The sequence below is a fragment of the Curtobacterium sp. MCBA15_012 genome (genome assembly GCF_001864935.2).
Classification (GTDB): domain Bacteria; phylum Actinomycetota; class Actinomycetes; order Actinomycetales; family Microbacteriaceae; genus Curtobacterium.
Map to the genome: position 1 here is coordinate 1384856 of NZ_CP126267.1, position 16096 is coordinate 1400951.

Here is a 16096-nt window from a genome sequence, read left to right on the forward strand (position 1 = left end):
AGTTGCTTCCGCTTACGCTTCCGGAACTCCACACTGATCCCATGACCGACCTCCAGGCACGCGACACCGACGCCGCTCCGACCCCGCACGACGACCTGGCGGACCAGTCCGTCGCGCTGGTCCGGCAGTGGCTGGCCGAGGCGGAGACGTACCCGGCCGACGGCTCCGCCAAGCAGCTCGCGGGCGTGCTCGCCGACCCGAAGGGCCTGGCGTTCGCGGTCGGCTTCGTCGACGGTGTCGTCCGCCCCGAGGACCTCGGCGTCGCGGCCCGGCGGCTGCGTGCGATCGCACCCGACGCCCCCGGGTTCCTGCCCGCGGCGCTCCGCGGGCTCGTCCGGCTCGGTGGCGGCATGGCGCCCGTGCTGCCGAACGTCGTCGTGCCGATCGCCCGCCGTGTGCTCCGCGAGATGGTCGGGCACCTCATCGTCGACGCCACCGACGCCAAGCTCGGGCCGGCCATCGCGAAGATCAAGCGCGAGGGCGTCCGCCTCAACGTCAACCTGCTCGGCGAGGCCGTGCTCGGCGAGAAGGAGGCGGCCCGGCGGCTCGAGGGCACCGAGCGCCTGCTCGCCCGCGACGACGTCGACTACGTGTCGATCAAGGTCTCGTCGACCGTGCACCCGCACTCGCCGTGGGCCTTCGACCACGCCGTCGAGGACATCATCGCCAAGCTCCGCCCGCTGTTCCGCCGTGCGGCCGCGTCGAGCCCGGCGAAGTTCATCAACCTCGACATGGAGGAGTACAAGGACCTCGACCTGACGATCGCGGTCTTCACGAAGCTCCTCGACGAGCCCGAGTTCACCGCGCTCGAGGCCGGCATCGTCCTGCAGGCGTACCTGCCCGACGCGCTCGCCGCGATGCAGCACCTGCAGGAGTGGTCCGCCGCCCGTCGTGCCCGGGGCGGGGCCGACATCAAGGTCCGGCTCGTCAAGGGCGCGAACCTGCCGATGGAGCAGGTCGAGGCGTCCGTGCACGGCTGGCCCCTCGCGACGTGGCACACCAAGCAGGACTCCGACACGAACTACAAGCGGGTGCTCGACTGGGCGCTGACGCCCGAGCGCATCGCGAACGTCCGCGTGGGTGTCGCGGGGCACAACCTGTTCGACGTCGCCCACGCCTGGCTGCTCGCCGGGGAACGCGGGGTCCGGGACGGCATCGAGTTCGAGATGCTGCTCGGCATGGCCCAGGGGCAGGCCGAGGCCGTCCGCCGGACCGTCGGGTCCCTGCTGCTCTACACGCCGGTCGTGCACCCCGGTGAGTTCGACGTCGCGATCGCGTACCTCATCCGCCGCCTCGAGGAGGGTGCGTCGCACGACAACTTCATGTCGGCGGTGTTCTCGCTCGCGTCCTCGCCCGAGCTCTTCGCCCGTGAGGAGTCCCGCTTCCGCGACTCCCTCGTCCCGCTCGGCGAGCCCGGTGGCCTCGACGCGCCGGCCCCGCACCGCGTCGCCGACCGCTACGCGGCCGTCGAGCGCCCCCGGCCGGGCCACTTCGAGAACACCCCGGACAGCGACCCGTCGGTCGCCGCGATCCGCGAGTGGGGCGCCGGCATCACCGGCCGGGTCGCCTCGTCGACGCTCGGCGAGCGCGGCGTCCAGGAGGCCCGGATCACCGCCGCCGAGCAGCTCACGTCGGTCCTCGACCGCGTGCGCACCGCCGGTGCGACCTGGGGGACCTGGTCCGGTGCCGCGCGCGGCGCGGTCCTGCACGCCGTCGGCGACGCGCTCGAGGCGAACCGGGCCGCACTCGTCGAGGTCATGGCGGCCGAGGCCGGCAAGACCATCGACCAGGCCGACCCCGAGGTCTCCGAGGCGATCGACTTCGCGCACTTCTACGGTGAACTCGCGGCGCAGCTCGACGACGTCGACGGTGCCGCGTTCACGCCGGCTGCGCTGACCCTCGTCACGCCGCCGTGGAACTTCCCGGTCGCGATCCCCGCGGGGTCGACGCTCGCCGCCCTGGCCGCCGGGTCCGCCGTCGTGCTGAAGCCCGCGCCGCCCGCCGAACGTTCGGGTGCGGTGCTCGCCTCGATCATCGAGACCGCGCTCGACGCGCACGGTGCGCCCGCGGACGTCCTCGCGTTCGTGCAGGTGGCGGAGGACGAGCTCGGTCAGCAGCTCATCACGGCACCGCAGGTCGACCGCGTGATCCTCACCGGCGCCTACGAGACGGCCGAGCTGTTCCGGTCGTTCCGCCCCGACCTGCCGCTGCTCGCCGAGACCTCGGGCAAGAACGCGATCATCGTCACACCGTCGGCCGACCTCGACCTGGCCGTGAAGGACGTCGTCGCGTCCGCGTTCGGGCACGCCGGGCAGAAGTGCTCCGCTGCGTCCCTGGTCGTCCTCGTCGGCTCGGTCGCGACGTCGCGTCGGTTCCGGTCGCAGCTGCTCGACGCCGTGTCGTCGCTCACCGTCGGCCACCCGACCGACCCGACGACGCAGATGGGCCCGGTCATCGAGCCCGCCGCCGGCAAGCTCCTCGAGGGCCTGACCACGCTCGGCGCCGGCGAGTCCTGGGCGGTCGCGCCGCGGAAGCTCGACGAAACCGGCCGGCTCTGGAGCCCGGGCGTCCGCGACGGCGTGGCCCGCGGGTCGGCGTTCCACCGCACCGAGTACTTCGGTCCGATCCTCGGCATCATGACGGCGAAGACCCTCGACGAGGCGATCGCGATCGTGAACGAGGTCGACTACGGACTGACGTCGGGCCTGCACTCGCTCGACCCCCGTGAGATCGGCACCTGGCTCGACCGGATCGAGGCAGGCAACCTCTACGTCAACCGCGGCATCACCGGCGCGATCGTGCGCCGCCAGCCGTTCGGCGGGTGGAAGAAGTCGGCGGTCGGTGCCGGGACCAAGGCGGGCGGGTTGAACTACCTGCTCGGTCTCGGGTCCTGGACGCCGCGCGAGGCCTCCGCGGGGGTCCCGGCGAGCCGTGCCGTGCGGGAGTTCGTCCGCGCCGCGGGGCTGGACAGCGCCTCGCTCGAGCGCGCCGTCGCGTCCGACGAGCACGCGTGGTCGACGCTGTTCGGCACCGCGGTCGACGTGTCCGCGCTGTCGGCCGAGCGGAACGTCGCGCGCTACCTGCCCTTCCCCGGCGTCCACGTGCGCCTGGCCGACGACGACGTGCCCGCGCTCGTGCGGGTCGTGGCGGCGGCGCTCCGCGCCGGGACCACCGTCGACGTGTCCGTCGCCGGTGGTCTGCCCACGGCGGTCGCGGCAGCCGTGCGGGCGCTCCCCGTGGTGCGGTCCGTTGCCGAGAGCGTGAGCGATGCCGCGTTCGCGAAGCGCATCGCCGCCGGGTCGTCCACGCGCGTGCGGCTCGTCGGTGGGGACGCCGCGGAACTCACCCGTGCCGTGGGCGGTCGGCCCGACGTGGCCGTGTACGGCGGACCCGTCACCGAGGCCGGTCGGATCGAACTGCTGCCGTTCCTCCGCGAGCAGGCGGTGTCGATCACGGCGCACCGCTTCGGGACGCCGAACCACCTCACCGACGACCTGATCTAGGTCGACGAGCCCGACCGGCAACGGCCCCCGACCTCGGTCGGGGGCCGTTCCCGGTTCGTCCCACCGAGGTCCGGACGTCCCGACTGTCCATTGTCCGTACCGGTCGCGCGTTCCCGGACCGGTCCGGACCACGGCTGCGTACCGTCGGCGTCATGTGCGAGTCCGTCCAGTGCCCCGTGTGCGGCAAGATCTCGTGGACCGGCTGCGGCGACCACGTCCGCGACGTCCTGCGCGGCACCCGTCGCCGCGACCGGTGCGGCGGCCACGGGGTCCCGCACCACATGCTCGACGGCGCCGGGTTCCGGTGAGCGGGACGGCGTCGGCCGCCGGTGGTGCGGGCACGGACGGCATCGTCGACCCGCAGGGCTTCGCGCACGTCCGGCTCACCGTGACCGACATCCGGCGGAGCAAGGCCTTCTACGAACAGCTCCTCGGCAGGCCGCCCGGGAGCGACTTCAGCGACCAGATCGACGACCCGACGATCCACGACGACCCGTGGCGCACGTACGGCGGCTGCTCGTTCACCTTCCAGGGACAGACACTCGGCCTGCGTCCCGTCGCGGCTCCGGGGGACCGGTTCGACCCGGACCGCGTCGGCCTCGACCACCTCAGCCTGCGTGTGCGGAGCGTCGACGACCTGCACCGGGCCGTCGAACGCCTCGACGCCGCCGGGATCGAGCACGGCGCAGTGACCGACCTCGAACCGTTCGGCGTCGTCGTCCTGTCGCTCCAGGACCCGGACGACATCAACCTCGAGCTCACCGCGCCGAGGCCGTCCGCCGCCTGATCCGGCACGGGTCGCCCGTTGGCCGGTAGCCGCGCTCACCCCGTCGCCGCCCAGGGCCCGCGCGTTGGCTCGGCACCATGACCGACCAGATCGTCCAGCCCCTCGGCCTCGCCCACGTGCGGGTCACCGTCACCGACATCCACCGCAGCAAGGCCTTCTACGAGCAGCTGTTCGGCACGGCGCCGGCGATGGACTTCAGCGAGCACATCGACGAGCCCGGCATCGCCGACGACCGGGAGCGCCTGTACGGCGGGTGCATCTTCCCGGTCGGCGAGCAGCTCTTCGGCCTGCGTCCGGTCGCACCGAGCGGCCAGCGCTTCGACCCGGACACGGTCGGGCTCGACCACGTGAGCTTCGTCGTCGGTTCGGTCGACGAGCTGCACGCCGCCGCCGAGCGCCTCGACGCCGCCGGGGTCGACCACGGCGAGGTGACCGACCTCGGCGACGCCGGCATGGTGATCCTGTCCGTGCAGGACCCGGACGACATCAACCTGGAGCTCGCCGCCCAGAAGTGACGTCCCGCACCCGGCAGGGGAGGCGCGGCCTGCGTCCCCGCCGGGTGTCGCGCATCGGCGCTCAGGCGTCGACCGGGACCGCCATCGTGTCCGCGACGAGCGTGCGGAGCTCCGGCGGCACGGGCATCGGCCGACGGGCCCCCTCGCGGTCGATGATGACGTGCACGAACTCGCCGGTGGCGAGCAGGGTGCCGTCGGACTGCCGGAACAGGCCGAACTCCCACGTCAGGCTGGTGTTCCCGATGCGCTTCGAGCGCATGCCGACCTCGATCACGTCCGGCCAGACGGCGGACTCGACGAAGTGGCAGCTGGACGTCACGAGCACCGCGATCCAGTCCGACGAGAACGGGTCGAGCCCGGCCTCCTCACGGAACCAGTACGTCGACGCGTTGTCCATCGCGCTGTAGTAGATCGTGTTGTTGACGTGGCCGAACATGTCGTTGTCGTTCCACCGCGTGGGGTAGGTGCGGTGGAAGGGGTACTCGTCGAGGGTCATCGAACTCCGTTCCTTCGTCTGCCATCCTCTCGCGCCGACCTCGGTGTGGGCGCAGGACCTCGTGGGCGCGTCGGACCGGTCGGGCTCACGGGCGCAGCACGTACTCGAAGGTCGTGCGTGCCCGGCGGGGGTCGGGTCGGTCGCCGCTGATCAGGTCGGCGTACGTGAACGACTCCGAGATGCGGACGAGCAGCCGTGCGAGTTCCTCGGCCGTCAGCGGCGCGGGGTCGAACGCCCCGTGGTCGTGCTCCTCCTGCACGAGCGCGGTGACGACGGCGACGAACCGCCGCTGCACGTCGCTGTCCGTGGTGGTGAGCAGTCGGAGCGCCCGCGCGGGCTCGCGCGTCAGGAAGGTCCGGAAGTAGGGCGCCTCGATCAGGTCCGCCGTGAAGTGGTCGAGCACGGCCGCGATCCTGGCGGCCCCGGTCAGGTCGGTCGCCGCGCGGGACGCCGCGTCGAGCGTGGGGACGGCGAGGGACCACAGGATCTCCGAGAGGAGCTGGTCGCGGTTGCCGACCCAGCGGAACAACGACGTGCGGTCGACCCCGAGCGAGGACGCCAGCGACCCCATGTCGATCCGTGAGCCGGCGATGAAGGTGCGCCGCGCGGAACGGAACGCGCGTCGTGACTCGGGATGGGCCTCCAGTCTGGTGGTGAGCGCGCTCGGGACGAGCGCCGCCCCGAGCGCTGCCGTGTCGTGTGCTGTGCGTTCCTGTGAAGGCACGATCCTCCCTTGCAACGTTTTCGAGAATGATGCACGCTCGGAGGTATGTCAACGACGTCCGTGGTGACCCCCCTCCTCGAATCCGACTTCTACCGGTTCCAGGACGGCCTGACGGAGCGTGAGCGCGCCTCGCTCGGTGAGCTCCGTGCGTACCTCGAGGCCGAGGTCCGTCCGATCGCCGACGAGTACTGGGCCCGGGCGGAGTTCCCGCGGCAGACCATCGCGCCGCTCGCGGAACTCGGCATGTACGGCCCGAGCATCCCGCTCGTGCGGCAGTTCGAGAACTCGGCCGTGTACCGCGGCTGGGCGGCCCTCGAGCTCGGGCGCGTGGACGCCAGCGTCGCGACGTTCATCGGCGTGCAGTCCGGTCTGGCCATGAACTCGATCGCGGTCGGCGGCAGTGACGAGCAGCAGCGCGAGTGGCTGCCGCGCATGGCCACCGGCGAGGTCGTCGGTGCCTTCGGCCTGACCGAACCGCTCTCCGGCAGCGACTCCGCCCGCGGGCTCCGCACGACCGCGCGACGCGAGGGCGACACGTGGGTCCTCGACGGCGAGAAGCGCTGGATCGGCAACGCGACCTTCGCGGACGTCGTCGTGATCTGGGCGAAGGACGTCGCCGACGAGCAGGTCAAGGGCTTCCTCGTCACCACGGACACCCCAGGCTTCACCGCGACGAAGATCGAGGACAAGATCGCCCTGCGCGGGGTGCAGAACGCCGACATCGTCATGCAGGGCGTGCGGGTGCCCGAGTCGCGCCGGCTCCAGCGCGCGAACTCGTTCCGGGCGACCGCCGAGGTCCTGCGCCTCACCCGCACCGAGGTGGCCTGGCAGGCGATCGGCATCGCGGTCGGCGCCTACGAGGCGGCGCTCGACTACGCCCGCGAGCGCGTCCAGTTCGGGAAGCCGATCGCGTCCCACCAGATGGTGCAGGACCTCCTCGTGAAGTCCCTCGCGAACATCACCGCGTCGATCGCCCTGTGCACGCGCGCGTCGCAGATGCAGGACGAGGGCATCGGCGGCGACGAGCACTCCGCGATGGCGAAGGCGTTCGCGACCGCTCGGATGCGGGAGACCGTCGGCTGGTGCCGCGAGGTCCAGGGCGGCAACGGCATCGTCCTCGACAAGGGCGTCGCGCGGTTCTTCGCCGACGCCGAGGCGATCTACTCGTACGAGGGCACGCGCGAGGTGAACACGCTCATCGTGGGCCGGGCGATCACGGGCCAGGCCGCGTTCGTGTAGCGGGGCGGGTGCGTCTCGCGTCCGCCGCTGCTGGGCGACACCGCCGCTGTCGGACGACAGCGGCGGTGTCGCATCATGCGCACGCACCGACCGCCGGGCGCTGCGTGCGTCATCTCCGACGTCGTACGACAGCCGCGATGTCGCATCATGCGCGCGCACGAAAGCCCGAGCGGTGGAGGCGTCATCGTGGACGTCGTACGACAGCGGCGATGTCGTTCCGCAGCGGCACCCCACCACGCGACACCGCCCGCTACCCCGCCCGGCCCGCTACCCCCGCCCGTAGCTCAGGCCCAGAACGCCGCGATCGCCTCCGCGACCCCCGCCCCCTGCCGCCGCCCCTCGACGGACGCCGGTGCCTGGGTCGACAGCGACAACGAGTTCGCGCCGAACGCGTGCTGCGACGCACTGTCCGCGACGATCACCTCGACCGAGCTGCCGCCCGCGCGCAGGGACTCGACCGCGACGTCGAGCCACGGTCCGAGCGGCGATGCACCCTCGGGCCCGCACGCCACGACGAGCACGCGCTCGTGCCCGGCGGCGACGTCGGCGTTCGTGGCCGAGCGGAGCCCGCCGTCGATGTGCGGCACCCCGTCGATGTGCACGGGCGACCACACGAACGGCACCGAGCAGCTCGCCGCCACGGCACGCGTCAGGGGCACGCCGGTCGTCGCGGTGAGCACCTTGAACGTGCCGTCGGTGGCGTCGATCGTCGTGACCCCGAGCGGCTTCTCCGGCCACTCGGTCCCGGGCAGGGTCTCGGCGAAGGTCGCGATGCGCTCCTCGTCGGTCTGCCCGGTGACGACCTGCTGCGCGACGGCGCCGAGCCGGGCGCGGGCGTCCTGCTCCGAGGTCGAGCCGGCCAGCACCTGCGCGAGGCGCTCCTGGAAGTCCTCGCCCGCGATCGGCGCCGGCTCCTCGTAGGTGGAGGGCACCGGCGCGTGCAGCTGCTCGTACGCGGGCGCGACCGCGCCGTACCGGACGAACGTCCCGACGACGCTGCCGGCGCTCGACCCGACCACCAGGTCCGCCGCGTCGAGGTCGACCCCGGCCTCCTGCAGCGCGGACAGGACCCCGACCTCCCACGCGATGCCGGCGACGCCGCCACCGCCCAGGACGAGTGCGCGGGTACCGGGGGCTGGGGTGGCGAGTTCGCTCATTCGACCTGCTTACCAGGTGGGGGAAGGACGGACGGGAGGATCGTGGCGGGCCCGCCACGATCCTCCCGTCCGTCCTGTGTCGGCTCGGCCGACCCGTCACCGCCGGTCCGGCGCGGACCGGCCCCGTCTCGCGAGAGCTGCGGGGTCAGTCCGACGCGACGTCGATGAGGACCTTGCCGACCGCGTCGCCCTCGACCGCGTCGTGGGCGGCGGCGGTGTCCTCGAGCGCGAAGCGCACGAGCGGCAGGCCGGCGTCCTCGCCGACGGGGAGCACACCGTCGCGGAGGGCCGCGGTGACGTCCTCGGCGGCTGCCGTCAGCGCGTCGTCGCCGATCGTGTAGAGCAGCAGGAACTGGTAGCGGGCGTTCACGCTCATGTTCGGACGGATCGGCAGGGTCGCGTGGTCGCCGCCGTTGTTCGCGTAGATCGAGACGACGCCGTGGTTCGCCAGGACGTCCGCGACCAGGTCGGCGTTCTGCGGGATCGACACCTCGACGACGATGTCGACGCCGCCGGGGGCGATCTCGCGGATGCGGGCGGCGGCGTCCTCGTCGCGGTAGTTCACCGTGTGGTGGGCGCCGGCGGCGGTCGCGAGGGCGGCCTTGGCGTCGGAGCTGATCGTCGTGACGACGGTCGCCCCGGCCCAGCGCGCGAGCTGGACGGCGGCGTGCCCGACGGCTCCGGCGCCACCGGCGACGAGGACCGTGCGGCCCGCGAGTGCACCGGGGGACAGGCGCGAGGGGCCGTGCTCGTGCGTGGTGAGGGCGCGGTGGGCGGTCATCGCGGGGACGCCGAGCGAGGCGCCGACGTCGAAGCTCGTGCCCTCGGGCAGACGGACGGCCCGTGCGGCGGGGACGACCGTGTACTCCTGCGCGGTGCCGGTCGGGCGGCTCGCGGCGGCCATGTACAGCCAGACGCGGTCGCCCTCGGCGAGGTCCTCGACGCCCTCGCCCACGGCGTCGGCCACGCCGGCGCCGTCCTGGTTCGGGGTGATCTCGGGGAAGGGCAGGCCGTCGCCGTACGTGCCGCCGGCGCGGGCCTTCCAGTCGGTGGGGTTGACGCCGGAGACGACGACGCGGACGCGGACCTCGCCGGGGCCGGGCTGGGGGACCTCGCGGTCGACCAGGTCGAGGACGCTGCTGTCACCGGGCTTCGTGTAGACGATGGATCGCATGTGTCCAGGCAACCACCGCGGGGTGCGGGGTCGTCCCGGTGGCGTTCAGCGCGGTGCGCTGGTGCGCGGCGTGTCGCGCGCCGTTCCGTGCGGCGCGCGACCGGTGCCGCTCAGTGCGGGGTGCGCGCGTCGTACTCGTCGCGTGACTCCTGCACGTCGGCCATGTGGTCGGTCGCCCAGTCCTCGAGCGGCGCGAGCACCGTGCGGAGAGAGCGGCCGCGTTCGGTGAGCTCGTACTCCACCCGTGGCGGGATCTCGGGGAACACCGTCCGGGTGACGAGGCCGTCCCGCTCGAGCGCACGGAGGGTCTGCGCCAGCATCTTCTGCGACACGCCCTGCACCCGCGCCGCGAGCGTCGAGTACCGCTGGGGACCGTCCACGAGGGACCCGATCGTGAGCACGCTCCACCGGTCGCCGATCCGGTCGAGGAGCTGCCGCGACGGGCAGTCCGCGGCGTAGGGGCTGTACTCGAGCGCTGACATCGCATCCTCCGTTACGCACCATCAGGTGCCTACTTCCCAGAAGAGAGTAACGCGAGTACGGTCGGGATCACCAGTCACGGAAGGACACTCATGACCAACATCGTCGTCTTCGGCGGCACCGGCTACGCCGGCTCCGCCATCGTCCGCGAGGCCCTGTCCCGCGGGATCGCCGTCACCGCCGTCGCGCGCGACACCTCGAAGCTCGACGCCGCCGAGGGCCTGACCCTCGCGCAGGGCGACGCCTTCGACGCCGACTTCGTCGCGGACGTGACGAAGGGCGCCGACGTCGTCATCGTCTCGCTGCAGGCGGTCCAGGCCGACGGCAGCGAGCTCAAGGACAAGTTCCAGCACTTCGTCGACGCGGCCGCGGCTGCCGGCGCACGCCTCGGCATCGTCGGCGGCGCCGGCTCGCTGCTCGTCGCGGAGGGTGGCCCGGCGCTGGTCGACACCGCCGAGTTCCCGGACGAGGTCAAGCCGGAGGCGAAGAGCCACGGCAAGATCCTCGAGGGGCTGCGGTCGGGCGCCTACACGGGCGACGTCGACTGGTTCTACGTGAGCCCGGCGGCGGCGTTCGGCAGCTGGAACCCCGGCGAGCGGAAGGGCACCTACCGCACCACGGACGACCTGCTGCTCACCGACGCCGACGGCAACTCGGACATCTCCGGCGAGGACTACGCCATCGCGATCGTCGACGAGGTCGAGCGCCCGGCGCACCACCGCGCCCGCTTCGGCGTCGCGTACTGAGGCACGGCGCGCCGCGGGAAACCGTGGCGCGCAGCGCCCGCGCACAGTCGAGAGCACGCCGCACCACGCATCAGCGTGGTGCGGCGTGCTCTTCGTGGTCGGGCCGCCCCGTGTCGGCCGGGAGGCGCGTGGCGGCCTGGCCCCGCGCCTCCCGGCCGACGTGTGGTGCGTGCTGCTCCCGCACAACGGGAGGCACGTCGCGCCACGTGATCCCGTGGTGCGACGTGCCCGCGGTTGTGCGCCGCGCGCACGGCGGCTGCGCCGCGCCCGCTCGCGCGGCGGCTGCGCCGCGCCCGCTCGCGCGGCCGGTCGGTCCGTCCCGCGTCCGCCGGGAGGCGCGTGGCGGCCTGGCCCCGCGCCTCCCGTCCGCCGTGTGGTGCGTGCTGTTCCCGCACAACGGGAGGCACGTCGCGCCACGTGATTCCGTGGTGCGACGTGCTCCTGGTTGTGCGTCGTGTGCACGGCGGCTGCGCCGTGCCCGTTCGCGCGGCTGGTCGGTCCGCCCCGTGTCGGCCGGGAGGCGCGCGTCGGACGGGAGGCTCGTGGCGGCCCGGCCACGGGCCTCCCGTCCGCCGTGTGGTGCGTGCTGCTCCCGCACAACGCAAAGCACGTCGCGCCACGTGATTCCGTGGCGCGACGTGCTTCCCGTTGTGCGCGGCGCGCACGGCGGCTGCGCCGTGCCCGTTCGCGCGGCCGGTCGGTCCGTCCCGCGTCCGCCGGGAGGCCCGTGGCGGCCCGGCCACGTGCCTCCCGTCCGACGTGTGGTGCGGGCTGCTGCCGCACAACGCAAAGCACGTCGCGCCACGTGATCCCGTGGTGCGACGTGCCTCCGCTTGTGCGCCGCGCGCACGGCGGCTGCGCCGCGCCCGCTCGCGCGGCCGGTCGGGCCGCCGCGCGTCGGACGGGAGGCTCGTGGCGGCCCGGCCACGGGCCTCCCGGCCGACGTGTGGTGCGGGCTGCTCCCGCACAACGCAAAGCACGTCGCGCCACGTGATTCCGTGGCGCGACGTGCTTCCCGTTGTGCGCCCGCCCCGGCCAGCGCGACCGCGCGCGGCGATCGCGCCCGCGGCGCCGTGCCGCCCGCCGCGCGCGCCGCGACCGCGCGCCGCCCTACCGCTGCCCGACGATCGCGGGCATCGGCAGGTGGTGGCGCATCCGCACGGCGAGGTGCAGACCGCCCCGCCGGGCGAGGACGAGCCCCACGACGACCGCCGCCGCTGCCGGGACGCCCCCGGCGACGACCATGCCGACGTGGGCGCCGAAGTGGTCCACGACCTGACCCATCAGCGGGCCGCCGATCGCCTGCCCGCCGAGCAGCACGAGGACGTACAGCGACATCACTCGGCCGCGGATCGCCACGTTCGAGGACAACTGCACGAGCGAGTTCGAGGCGGTCATGAACAGCAGCTGCGACATCCCGACCGCGACGAGCGCGACCGTGAACGGCGCGATCACCGGGATCGAGCCGGACACCACGAGCAGGACCCCGGTCCAGAACACCCCGCCGACGATCGTGCGGAGCCGCACCACCGCTCGACGGGTCGACAGCAGCGCACCGACCAGGGCACCGACCGCGACGGCCGAGTTGAACGCGCCGTAGCCCGCGGCGCCGACGTCGTAGACCTTCGACGCGAACGCCGACAGCAGCACGGGCATGGTCAGGGCGAACACCGAGAAGAACACCATGAGCACGACGGGCACCAGGATGGTCGGCTTCCGCACGGCGTAGCGGAGCCCCTCGACGAGCTGTCCCTTCGTGCGGGGAGCCGGCGGTGTCCGGTGCAGTTCGGACACCCGCAGGAACCCGAGCGTCACCACCACGGCGACGCACGCGGTCGCGTTGACGCCGAACGACCACCCGGCCCCGACCGCGACGAGCAGGGCGCCGGAGAGCGCCGGCCCGATCATGCCGCCGAGCTGGAACACGCTCGAGTTGACGCTGATGGCGTTGCGGAGGTGCTGGTGCCCCACGATCTCGGTGACGAACACCTGGCGCGCGGGGTTGTCGATCACGGTCACCATGCCGACGAGGAACGCGATCACCCAGATGTGCCACGCCTCCACCACCCCGGTCAGGGTGAGCACGGCGAGCAGGGCGGACAGCACCGCGAACGCCCCCTGCGTGATCATCATCAGCGCACGCTTCGAGAACCGGTCGACGAGCACGCCGCCCCAGAGCCCGAAGAACAGCATCGGCGCGAACTGGCACGCGACCGTGATGCCGACCTGCGCGACCGACCCGGTGAGCTGGAGCACGAGCCAGTCCTGCGCGATGCGCTGCATCCACCCCGCGGTCATCGCCACGAGGTTCGTCGCCGTGAACAGGCGGAAGTTCGGGACGGAGAGCGCGATGAGGGTGTGGCGCCACGGCGGCCGTTCGGCCTGGATCGGGAGGGGTTCGGTGGGGGGAGGGAGGGTCGTCGGTGACGCACTCACGGTGGTGGGGCTCCGGATCGTCGGGGGCGGATTCGTACCCGTTCGAAACTACGTCACCGCGGCCCATTCGATCCCCGTATGGTGACTATCAGTCCATTGCGGAACGCAATGACCGGCGCAGCGTCGACCAGCGCCGGCCATCGCGGAACCCAACGACCGGCGCAGCGTCGACCAGCGCCGGCCATCGCGGAACGCAACGACCGGCGCACCGCCGACCAGCGCCGCCCGACCTGAGCGACCTCGACCCACCCTCCCGACCAGATGGAGCCCCCGTGCTCGACCCCGTCCTGTTGCAGACCTTCCTCGCGGTCGCCGAGACCGGGAGCTTCACGGTCGCCGGTCAGCGCCTCGGCATCAGCCAGCCGACCGTCTCCCAGCACGTGCGGCGGCTCGAGACCGCGGTGTCGCGCACCCTCGTCGCCCGGGACACCCGTGGGGTCGCGCTCACCGACAACGGCGACGCGATGGCGGGCTTCGCCCGGACGATCCTCGCGGCCCACGCCACGGCTGACGCGTACTTCTCGGGGGCGGCCACCCGCGGTCGGCTCCGGTTCGGCGCGGCCGACGACCTCGCGATCACGCAGCTCCCGCGGATCCTCCGGGACTTCCGGCGCCTGCACCCGCAGGTGAACCTCGAGCTCACGGTGAACCAGTCCGCCCCGCTCCTGCGCCGGGTGCACGCCGGGCAGCTCGACCTCGTGTTCATCAAGCAGACCGCGGGGGAGTCGGCCGAGGGCACCCGCGTCGCGACCGACCAGATGGTGTGGATGGCGCAGGACGGCATCGCGCTCGAGCCCGGCGAACCGGTCCCGCTCATCGCGTACCAGGCCCCGAGCATCAGCCGGCAGATGGCGATCGACGCCCTCGAGGCGGCCGGTCGCACCTGGCGGATCACCTGCAACACGCGTGACGTGAACGGGGTCCTGGCCGCGGTCCGGGCCGGGATCGGGGTGGCGGTGTTCCCGCACTCGCTCATCCCCGCCGACCTGGTGAAGGTCTCGCAGCGGCTCGCGCTGCCGGACCTGCCGGCCGTCGACTACGTGCTCATCGCGAACCCGACGGTGCAGCGCGAGCCGATCGAGGCCCTGACGAACGCGATCACCTCGCGCGGGGTCGTCCGCGCGGTCTGACGGCGGGCGCTCCGCCCTACGGGGCGACGCCCGGCACGACGCCGGTCCCGGTCACGTCCGGCAGCGCGATCCCACCAGCACCGAGCAGCGCCGCCGCGAGGGCCCAGAGCAGCACGAGCGTCCCGACCCCGCCGAGCACGGCACCGAGGAGGGCGAGCGGCCGCTGCCACGTCGTGGTCGGGTCCCGCAGGACGGTCGTCGACAGCACGAGCGCGACGATCCCGAGGGCGATCCCCGTCGCGTGCACGGTCGCCGGCGCGGTGAACCACCACGCGGCGAGCGCGAGGGTCGCGCCGCCGGTCAGGGCACCGAGCAGGCCGCCCGTGGTCGGCGAGACCGCGGGCCGCCGGTCGGTGCGCGTGGTCGCGGAACCGGCCGGGAGGCGCGGTGCACGTCCGTCGGTCCGGCCCGCGTGGCCGGGACGGTCACCGGTGCTCGCGTGGTCACCGGTGGACGGGTGGCCAACCGCTCCCGCGCGCGCACCGAGGGCCCGGCTGCGCGCCTCGGGAGCGGACGTCCGGCCGGCCCGTGGCCCGGACCGTCCACGCCCTCGTCGGGGTCGAGCGGACCGCGCCGCACGTTCGCTCTCGGGCAGGTCGATCGTCTCGAGGGGCATCGTCGCGACGGAGAGGCCGTCCTCGTCGCCGGGGACCGCCGCTCCGAGGGCACCGGACGCGTCCGTGTGCGGCACGCTCCGGTGCGCCGCGCCGCCGTCGGGTGCGGTGTCGGCCGTGGTCGGGGTGCTCGTCGGGGGAGCGAGGACGGCCTCGAAGGACGGCGCCGACTGCTGCTGGTCGCGCGGGGCCTGCGGCGCGATGGGGGCCTGCTGTCGGGCGAAGCGTGCGGGGGTGCGGTAGCCGATCGGCCCGGTCGGCTCCGGTTCGGTGCCCTCCACGAGGACGTGCTCGAGGCCGGGGACCGAGAACCGCGGTCGGCCGACCGCGGGGTCGAGCCCGCTGTCGGGCACGGCGACCGGGACCGGTGCCGCCGTCGCCGCACGAGCCGGTGCCGAGCGCTCCCGTGCCGGACCCGGTGCGACCGGGACGCTGTCGGTGGGCGGGACCCGCACCGCGGGCGAGGTCGGGGCCGGCGGCAGGAGGTCCTGCTGCGGCGGGAAGTCCGGGACGACCACGTCGTCGGCCGAGGGCAGCGCACCCGGCGCCGCTCCGGCGAGGGCAGCCAGGTCGCTCGCCGGGCTGGCCGGACCGGCGCCCCGGACGGACGCCTCGGAGGTAACGGGGACCGGCCATCCGCTCGACGCGACCGTCCCGTGCGGAGCGGCGGGACCGTCCGCTGCGTCGATCGCGGTCGGCACGGCGTGCACGACGGACGGACCGGTGCCGGACGGCAGGTGCGCGGAGACGGCGGCGCCGACCGGGACCGTGCCGGCCAGGGCAGGAGCGGTGTGCGCGGGACCGGACAGCACGGCGTGCGGCGCGGAACCGTCGCGGGCCGGGGCGTCGACCGGGGCGCCGGACGTGACGGCCGGGGCGGTGGTGACGACGGCGGTCACCGCGAGGGCACCGGAGGGGCGGGCCGGTCCACCGGGGGTGGGGCGGGCCTCCAGGCCGGGTGCCGGGGACGTGCCGGACGCGACCTCGTCGAGGGGCGGAGCGGTGACCCAGGCGGGGACCGGGCGGCGGGGCCGGTCCCGGTCCGACATGCGGTGCGACGCCACTCGTGCTCCTTCGCGTTGTCTGATCCATCGT

At 73.7% G+C, this 16096-nt stretch carries 14 protein-coding genes; 7 read left to right on the forward strand and 7 right to left on the reverse strand.

What is annotated here, in order from left to right; all coding sequences use genetic code 11:
- The first annotated feature begins 41 nt into the window (after positions 1-41).
- The 4 genes from QOL15_RS06390 (at position 42) to QOL15_RS06405 (ending at position 4805) form a co-directional block, all read left to right on the forward strand.
- Positions 42-3503 carry a proline dehydrogenase family protein gene (locus QOL15_RS06390; RefSeq protein WP_071247440.1) on the forward strand — a complete coding sequence of 1154 codons (3462 nt, stop codon included), beginning with the start codon at positions 42-44 and terminating at the stop codon, positions 3501-3503.
- A gap of 152 nt (positions 3504-3655) precedes the next feature.
- Positions 3656-3811 carry a hypothetical protein gene (locus QOL15_RS06395; RefSeq protein WP_175473840.1) on the forward strand — a complete coding sequence of 52 codons (156 nt, stop codon included), beginning with the start codon at positions 3656-3658 and terminating at the stop codon, positions 3809-3811.
- Positions 3808-4290 (forward strand): VOC family protein, encoded by a 483-nt coding sequence (locus QOL15_RS06400; RefSeq protein ID WP_253181688.1) that lies wholly within the window; start codon positions 3808-3810, stop codon positions 4288-4290. Before QOL15_RS06395 ends, QOL15_RS06400 begins: the two co-directional genes overlap by 4 nt.
- A 77-nt stretch (positions 4291-4367) precedes the next feature.
- On the forward strand, positions 4368-4805 hold the full coding sequence (locus tag QOL15_RS06405; RefSeq protein WP_071247437.1) for a VOC family protein: 438 nt from the start codon (positions 4368-4370) through the stop codon (positions 4803-4805).
- A 61-nt stretch (positions 4806-4866) separates the two neighbouring features.
- Here the strand turns inward: QOL15_RS06405 and QOL15_RS06410 are convergent, their stop codons facing one another.
- A complete protein-coding gene (locus QOL15_RS06410; protein WP_065964133.1) occupies positions 4867-5301 on the reverse strand; it encodes a thioesterase family protein in 435 nt (144 codons plus the stop codon).
- An 85-nt stretch (positions 5302-5386) separates the two neighbouring features.
- Complete coding sequence (locus tag QOL15_RS06415) at positions 5387-6025, reverse strand: QsdR family transcriptional regulator (RefSeq protein WP_071247434.1); 639 nt, start codon at positions 6023-6025, stop codon at positions 5387-5389.
- A gap of 45 nt (positions 6026-6070) precedes the next feature.
- On the opposite strand from QOL15_RS06415, the gene QOL15_RS06420 reads away from it, so the two are divergent.
- Positions 6071-7264, forward strand: a complete 1194-nt coding sequence (locus tag QOL15_RS06420; RefSeq protein ID WP_071247432.1) for an acyl-CoA dehydrogenase family protein — start codon at positions 6071-6073, stop codon at positions 7262-7264.
- 284 nt (positions 7265-7548) lie between these two features.
- On the opposite strand, the gene QOL15_RS06425 is transcribed toward QOL15_RS06420, so the two are convergent.
- The 3 genes from QOL15_RS06425 to QOL15_RS06435 all read right to left on the reverse strand — a co-directional run bounded on the left by QOL15_RS06425 (position 7549) and on the right by QOL15_RS06435 (position 10077).
- Entirely contained in the window at positions 7549-8421 is an 873-nt protein-coding gene (locus QOL15_RS06425) for a patatin-like phospholipase family protein (protein ID WP_071247429.1), read from the reverse strand.
- 145 nt (positions 8422-8566) lie between these two features.
- A complete protein-coding gene (locus QOL15_RS06430) occupies positions 8567-9595 on the reverse strand; it encodes an NADPH:quinone reductase (RefSeq protein ID WP_071247426.1) in 1029 nt (342 codons plus the stop codon).
- Between the two features lie 110 nt (positions 9596-9705).
- Entirely contained in the window at positions 9706-10077 is a 372-nt protein-coding gene (locus QOL15_RS06435; RefSeq protein WP_071247423.1) for a helix-turn-helix domain-containing protein, read from the reverse strand.
- Positions 10078-10167: 90 nt separating this feature from the next.
- Between QOL15_RS06435 and QOL15_RS06440 the strand changes: the two genes are divergently transcribed.
- Positions 10168-10821 carry an NAD(P)-dependent oxidoreductase gene (locus QOL15_RS06440; protein WP_065965039.1) on the forward strand — a complete coding sequence of 218 codons (654 nt, stop codon included), beginning with the start codon at positions 10168-10170 and terminating at the stop codon, positions 10819-10821.
- Between the two features lie 1110 nt (positions 10822-11931).
- On the opposite strand, the gene QOL15_RS06445 is transcribed toward QOL15_RS06440, so the two are convergent.
- Complete coding sequence (locus QOL15_RS06445) at positions 11932-13257, reverse strand: MFS transporter (RefSeq protein ID WP_071247420.1); 1326 nt, start codon at positions 13255-13257, stop codon at positions 11932-11934.
- Between the two features lie 272 nt (positions 13258-13529).
- On the opposite strand from QOL15_RS06445, the gene QOL15_RS06450 reads away from it, so the two are divergent.
- Positions 13530-14387 carry a LysR substrate-binding domain-containing protein gene (locus QOL15_RS06450; RefSeq protein WP_065965176.1) on the forward strand — a complete coding sequence of 286 codons (858 nt, stop codon included), beginning with the start codon at positions 13530-13532 and terminating at the stop codon, positions 14385-14387.
- A gap of 16 nt (positions 14388-14403) precedes the next feature.
- Here QOL15_RS06450 and QOL15_RS06455 read toward each other — a convergent pair whose 3' ends face one another.
- Complete coding sequence (locus tag QOL15_RS06455) at positions 14404-16065, reverse strand: hypothetical protein (RefSeq protein ID WP_071247417.1); 1662 nt, start codon at positions 16063-16065, stop codon at positions 14404-14406.
- Positions 16066-16096 lie beyond the last annotated feature (31 nt).

What these genes read in the sequence shown, in the direction of transcription:
- QOL15_RS06410 (WP_065964133.1), bottom strand. Translation starts at nt 5,301, where the DNA reads ATGACCCTCGACGAGTACCCCTTCCACCGCACCTACCCCACGCGGTGG.
- QOL15_RS06390 (WP_071247440.1), top strand. Translation starts at nt 42, where the DNA reads ATGACCGACCTCCAGGCACGCGACACCGACGCCGCTCCGACCCCGCAC.
- QOL15_RS06395 (WP_175473840.1), top strand. Translation starts at nt 3,656, where the DNA reads ATGTGCGAGTCCGTCCAGTGCCCCGTGTGCGGCAAGATCTCGTGGACC.
- QOL15_RS06435 (WP_071247423.1), bottom strand. Translation starts at nt 10,077, where the DNA reads ATGTCAGCGCTCGAGTACAGCCCCTACGCCGCGGACTGCCCGTCGCGG.
- QOL15_RS06425 (WP_071247429.1), bottom strand. Translation starts at nt 8,421, where the DNA reads ATGAGCGAACTCGCCACCCCAGCCCCCGGTACCCGCGCACTCGTCCTG.
- QOL15_RS06440 (WP_065965039.1), top strand. Translation starts at nt 10,168, where the DNA reads ATGACCAACATCGTCGTCTTCGGCGGCACCGGCTACGCCGGCTCCGCC.
- QOL15_RS06405 (WP_071247437.1), top strand. Translation starts at nt 4,368, where the DNA reads ATGACCGACCAGATCGTCCAGCCCCTCGGCCTCGCCCACGTGCGGGTC.
- QOL15_RS06420 (WP_071247432.1), top strand. Translation starts at nt 6,071, where the DNA reads ATGTCAACGACGTCCGTGGTGACCCCCCTCCTCGAATCCGACTTCTAC.
- QOL15_RS06430 (WP_071247426.1), bottom strand. Translation starts at nt 9,595, where the DNA reads ATGCGATCCATCGTCTACACGAAGCCCGGTGACAGCAGCGTCCTCGAC.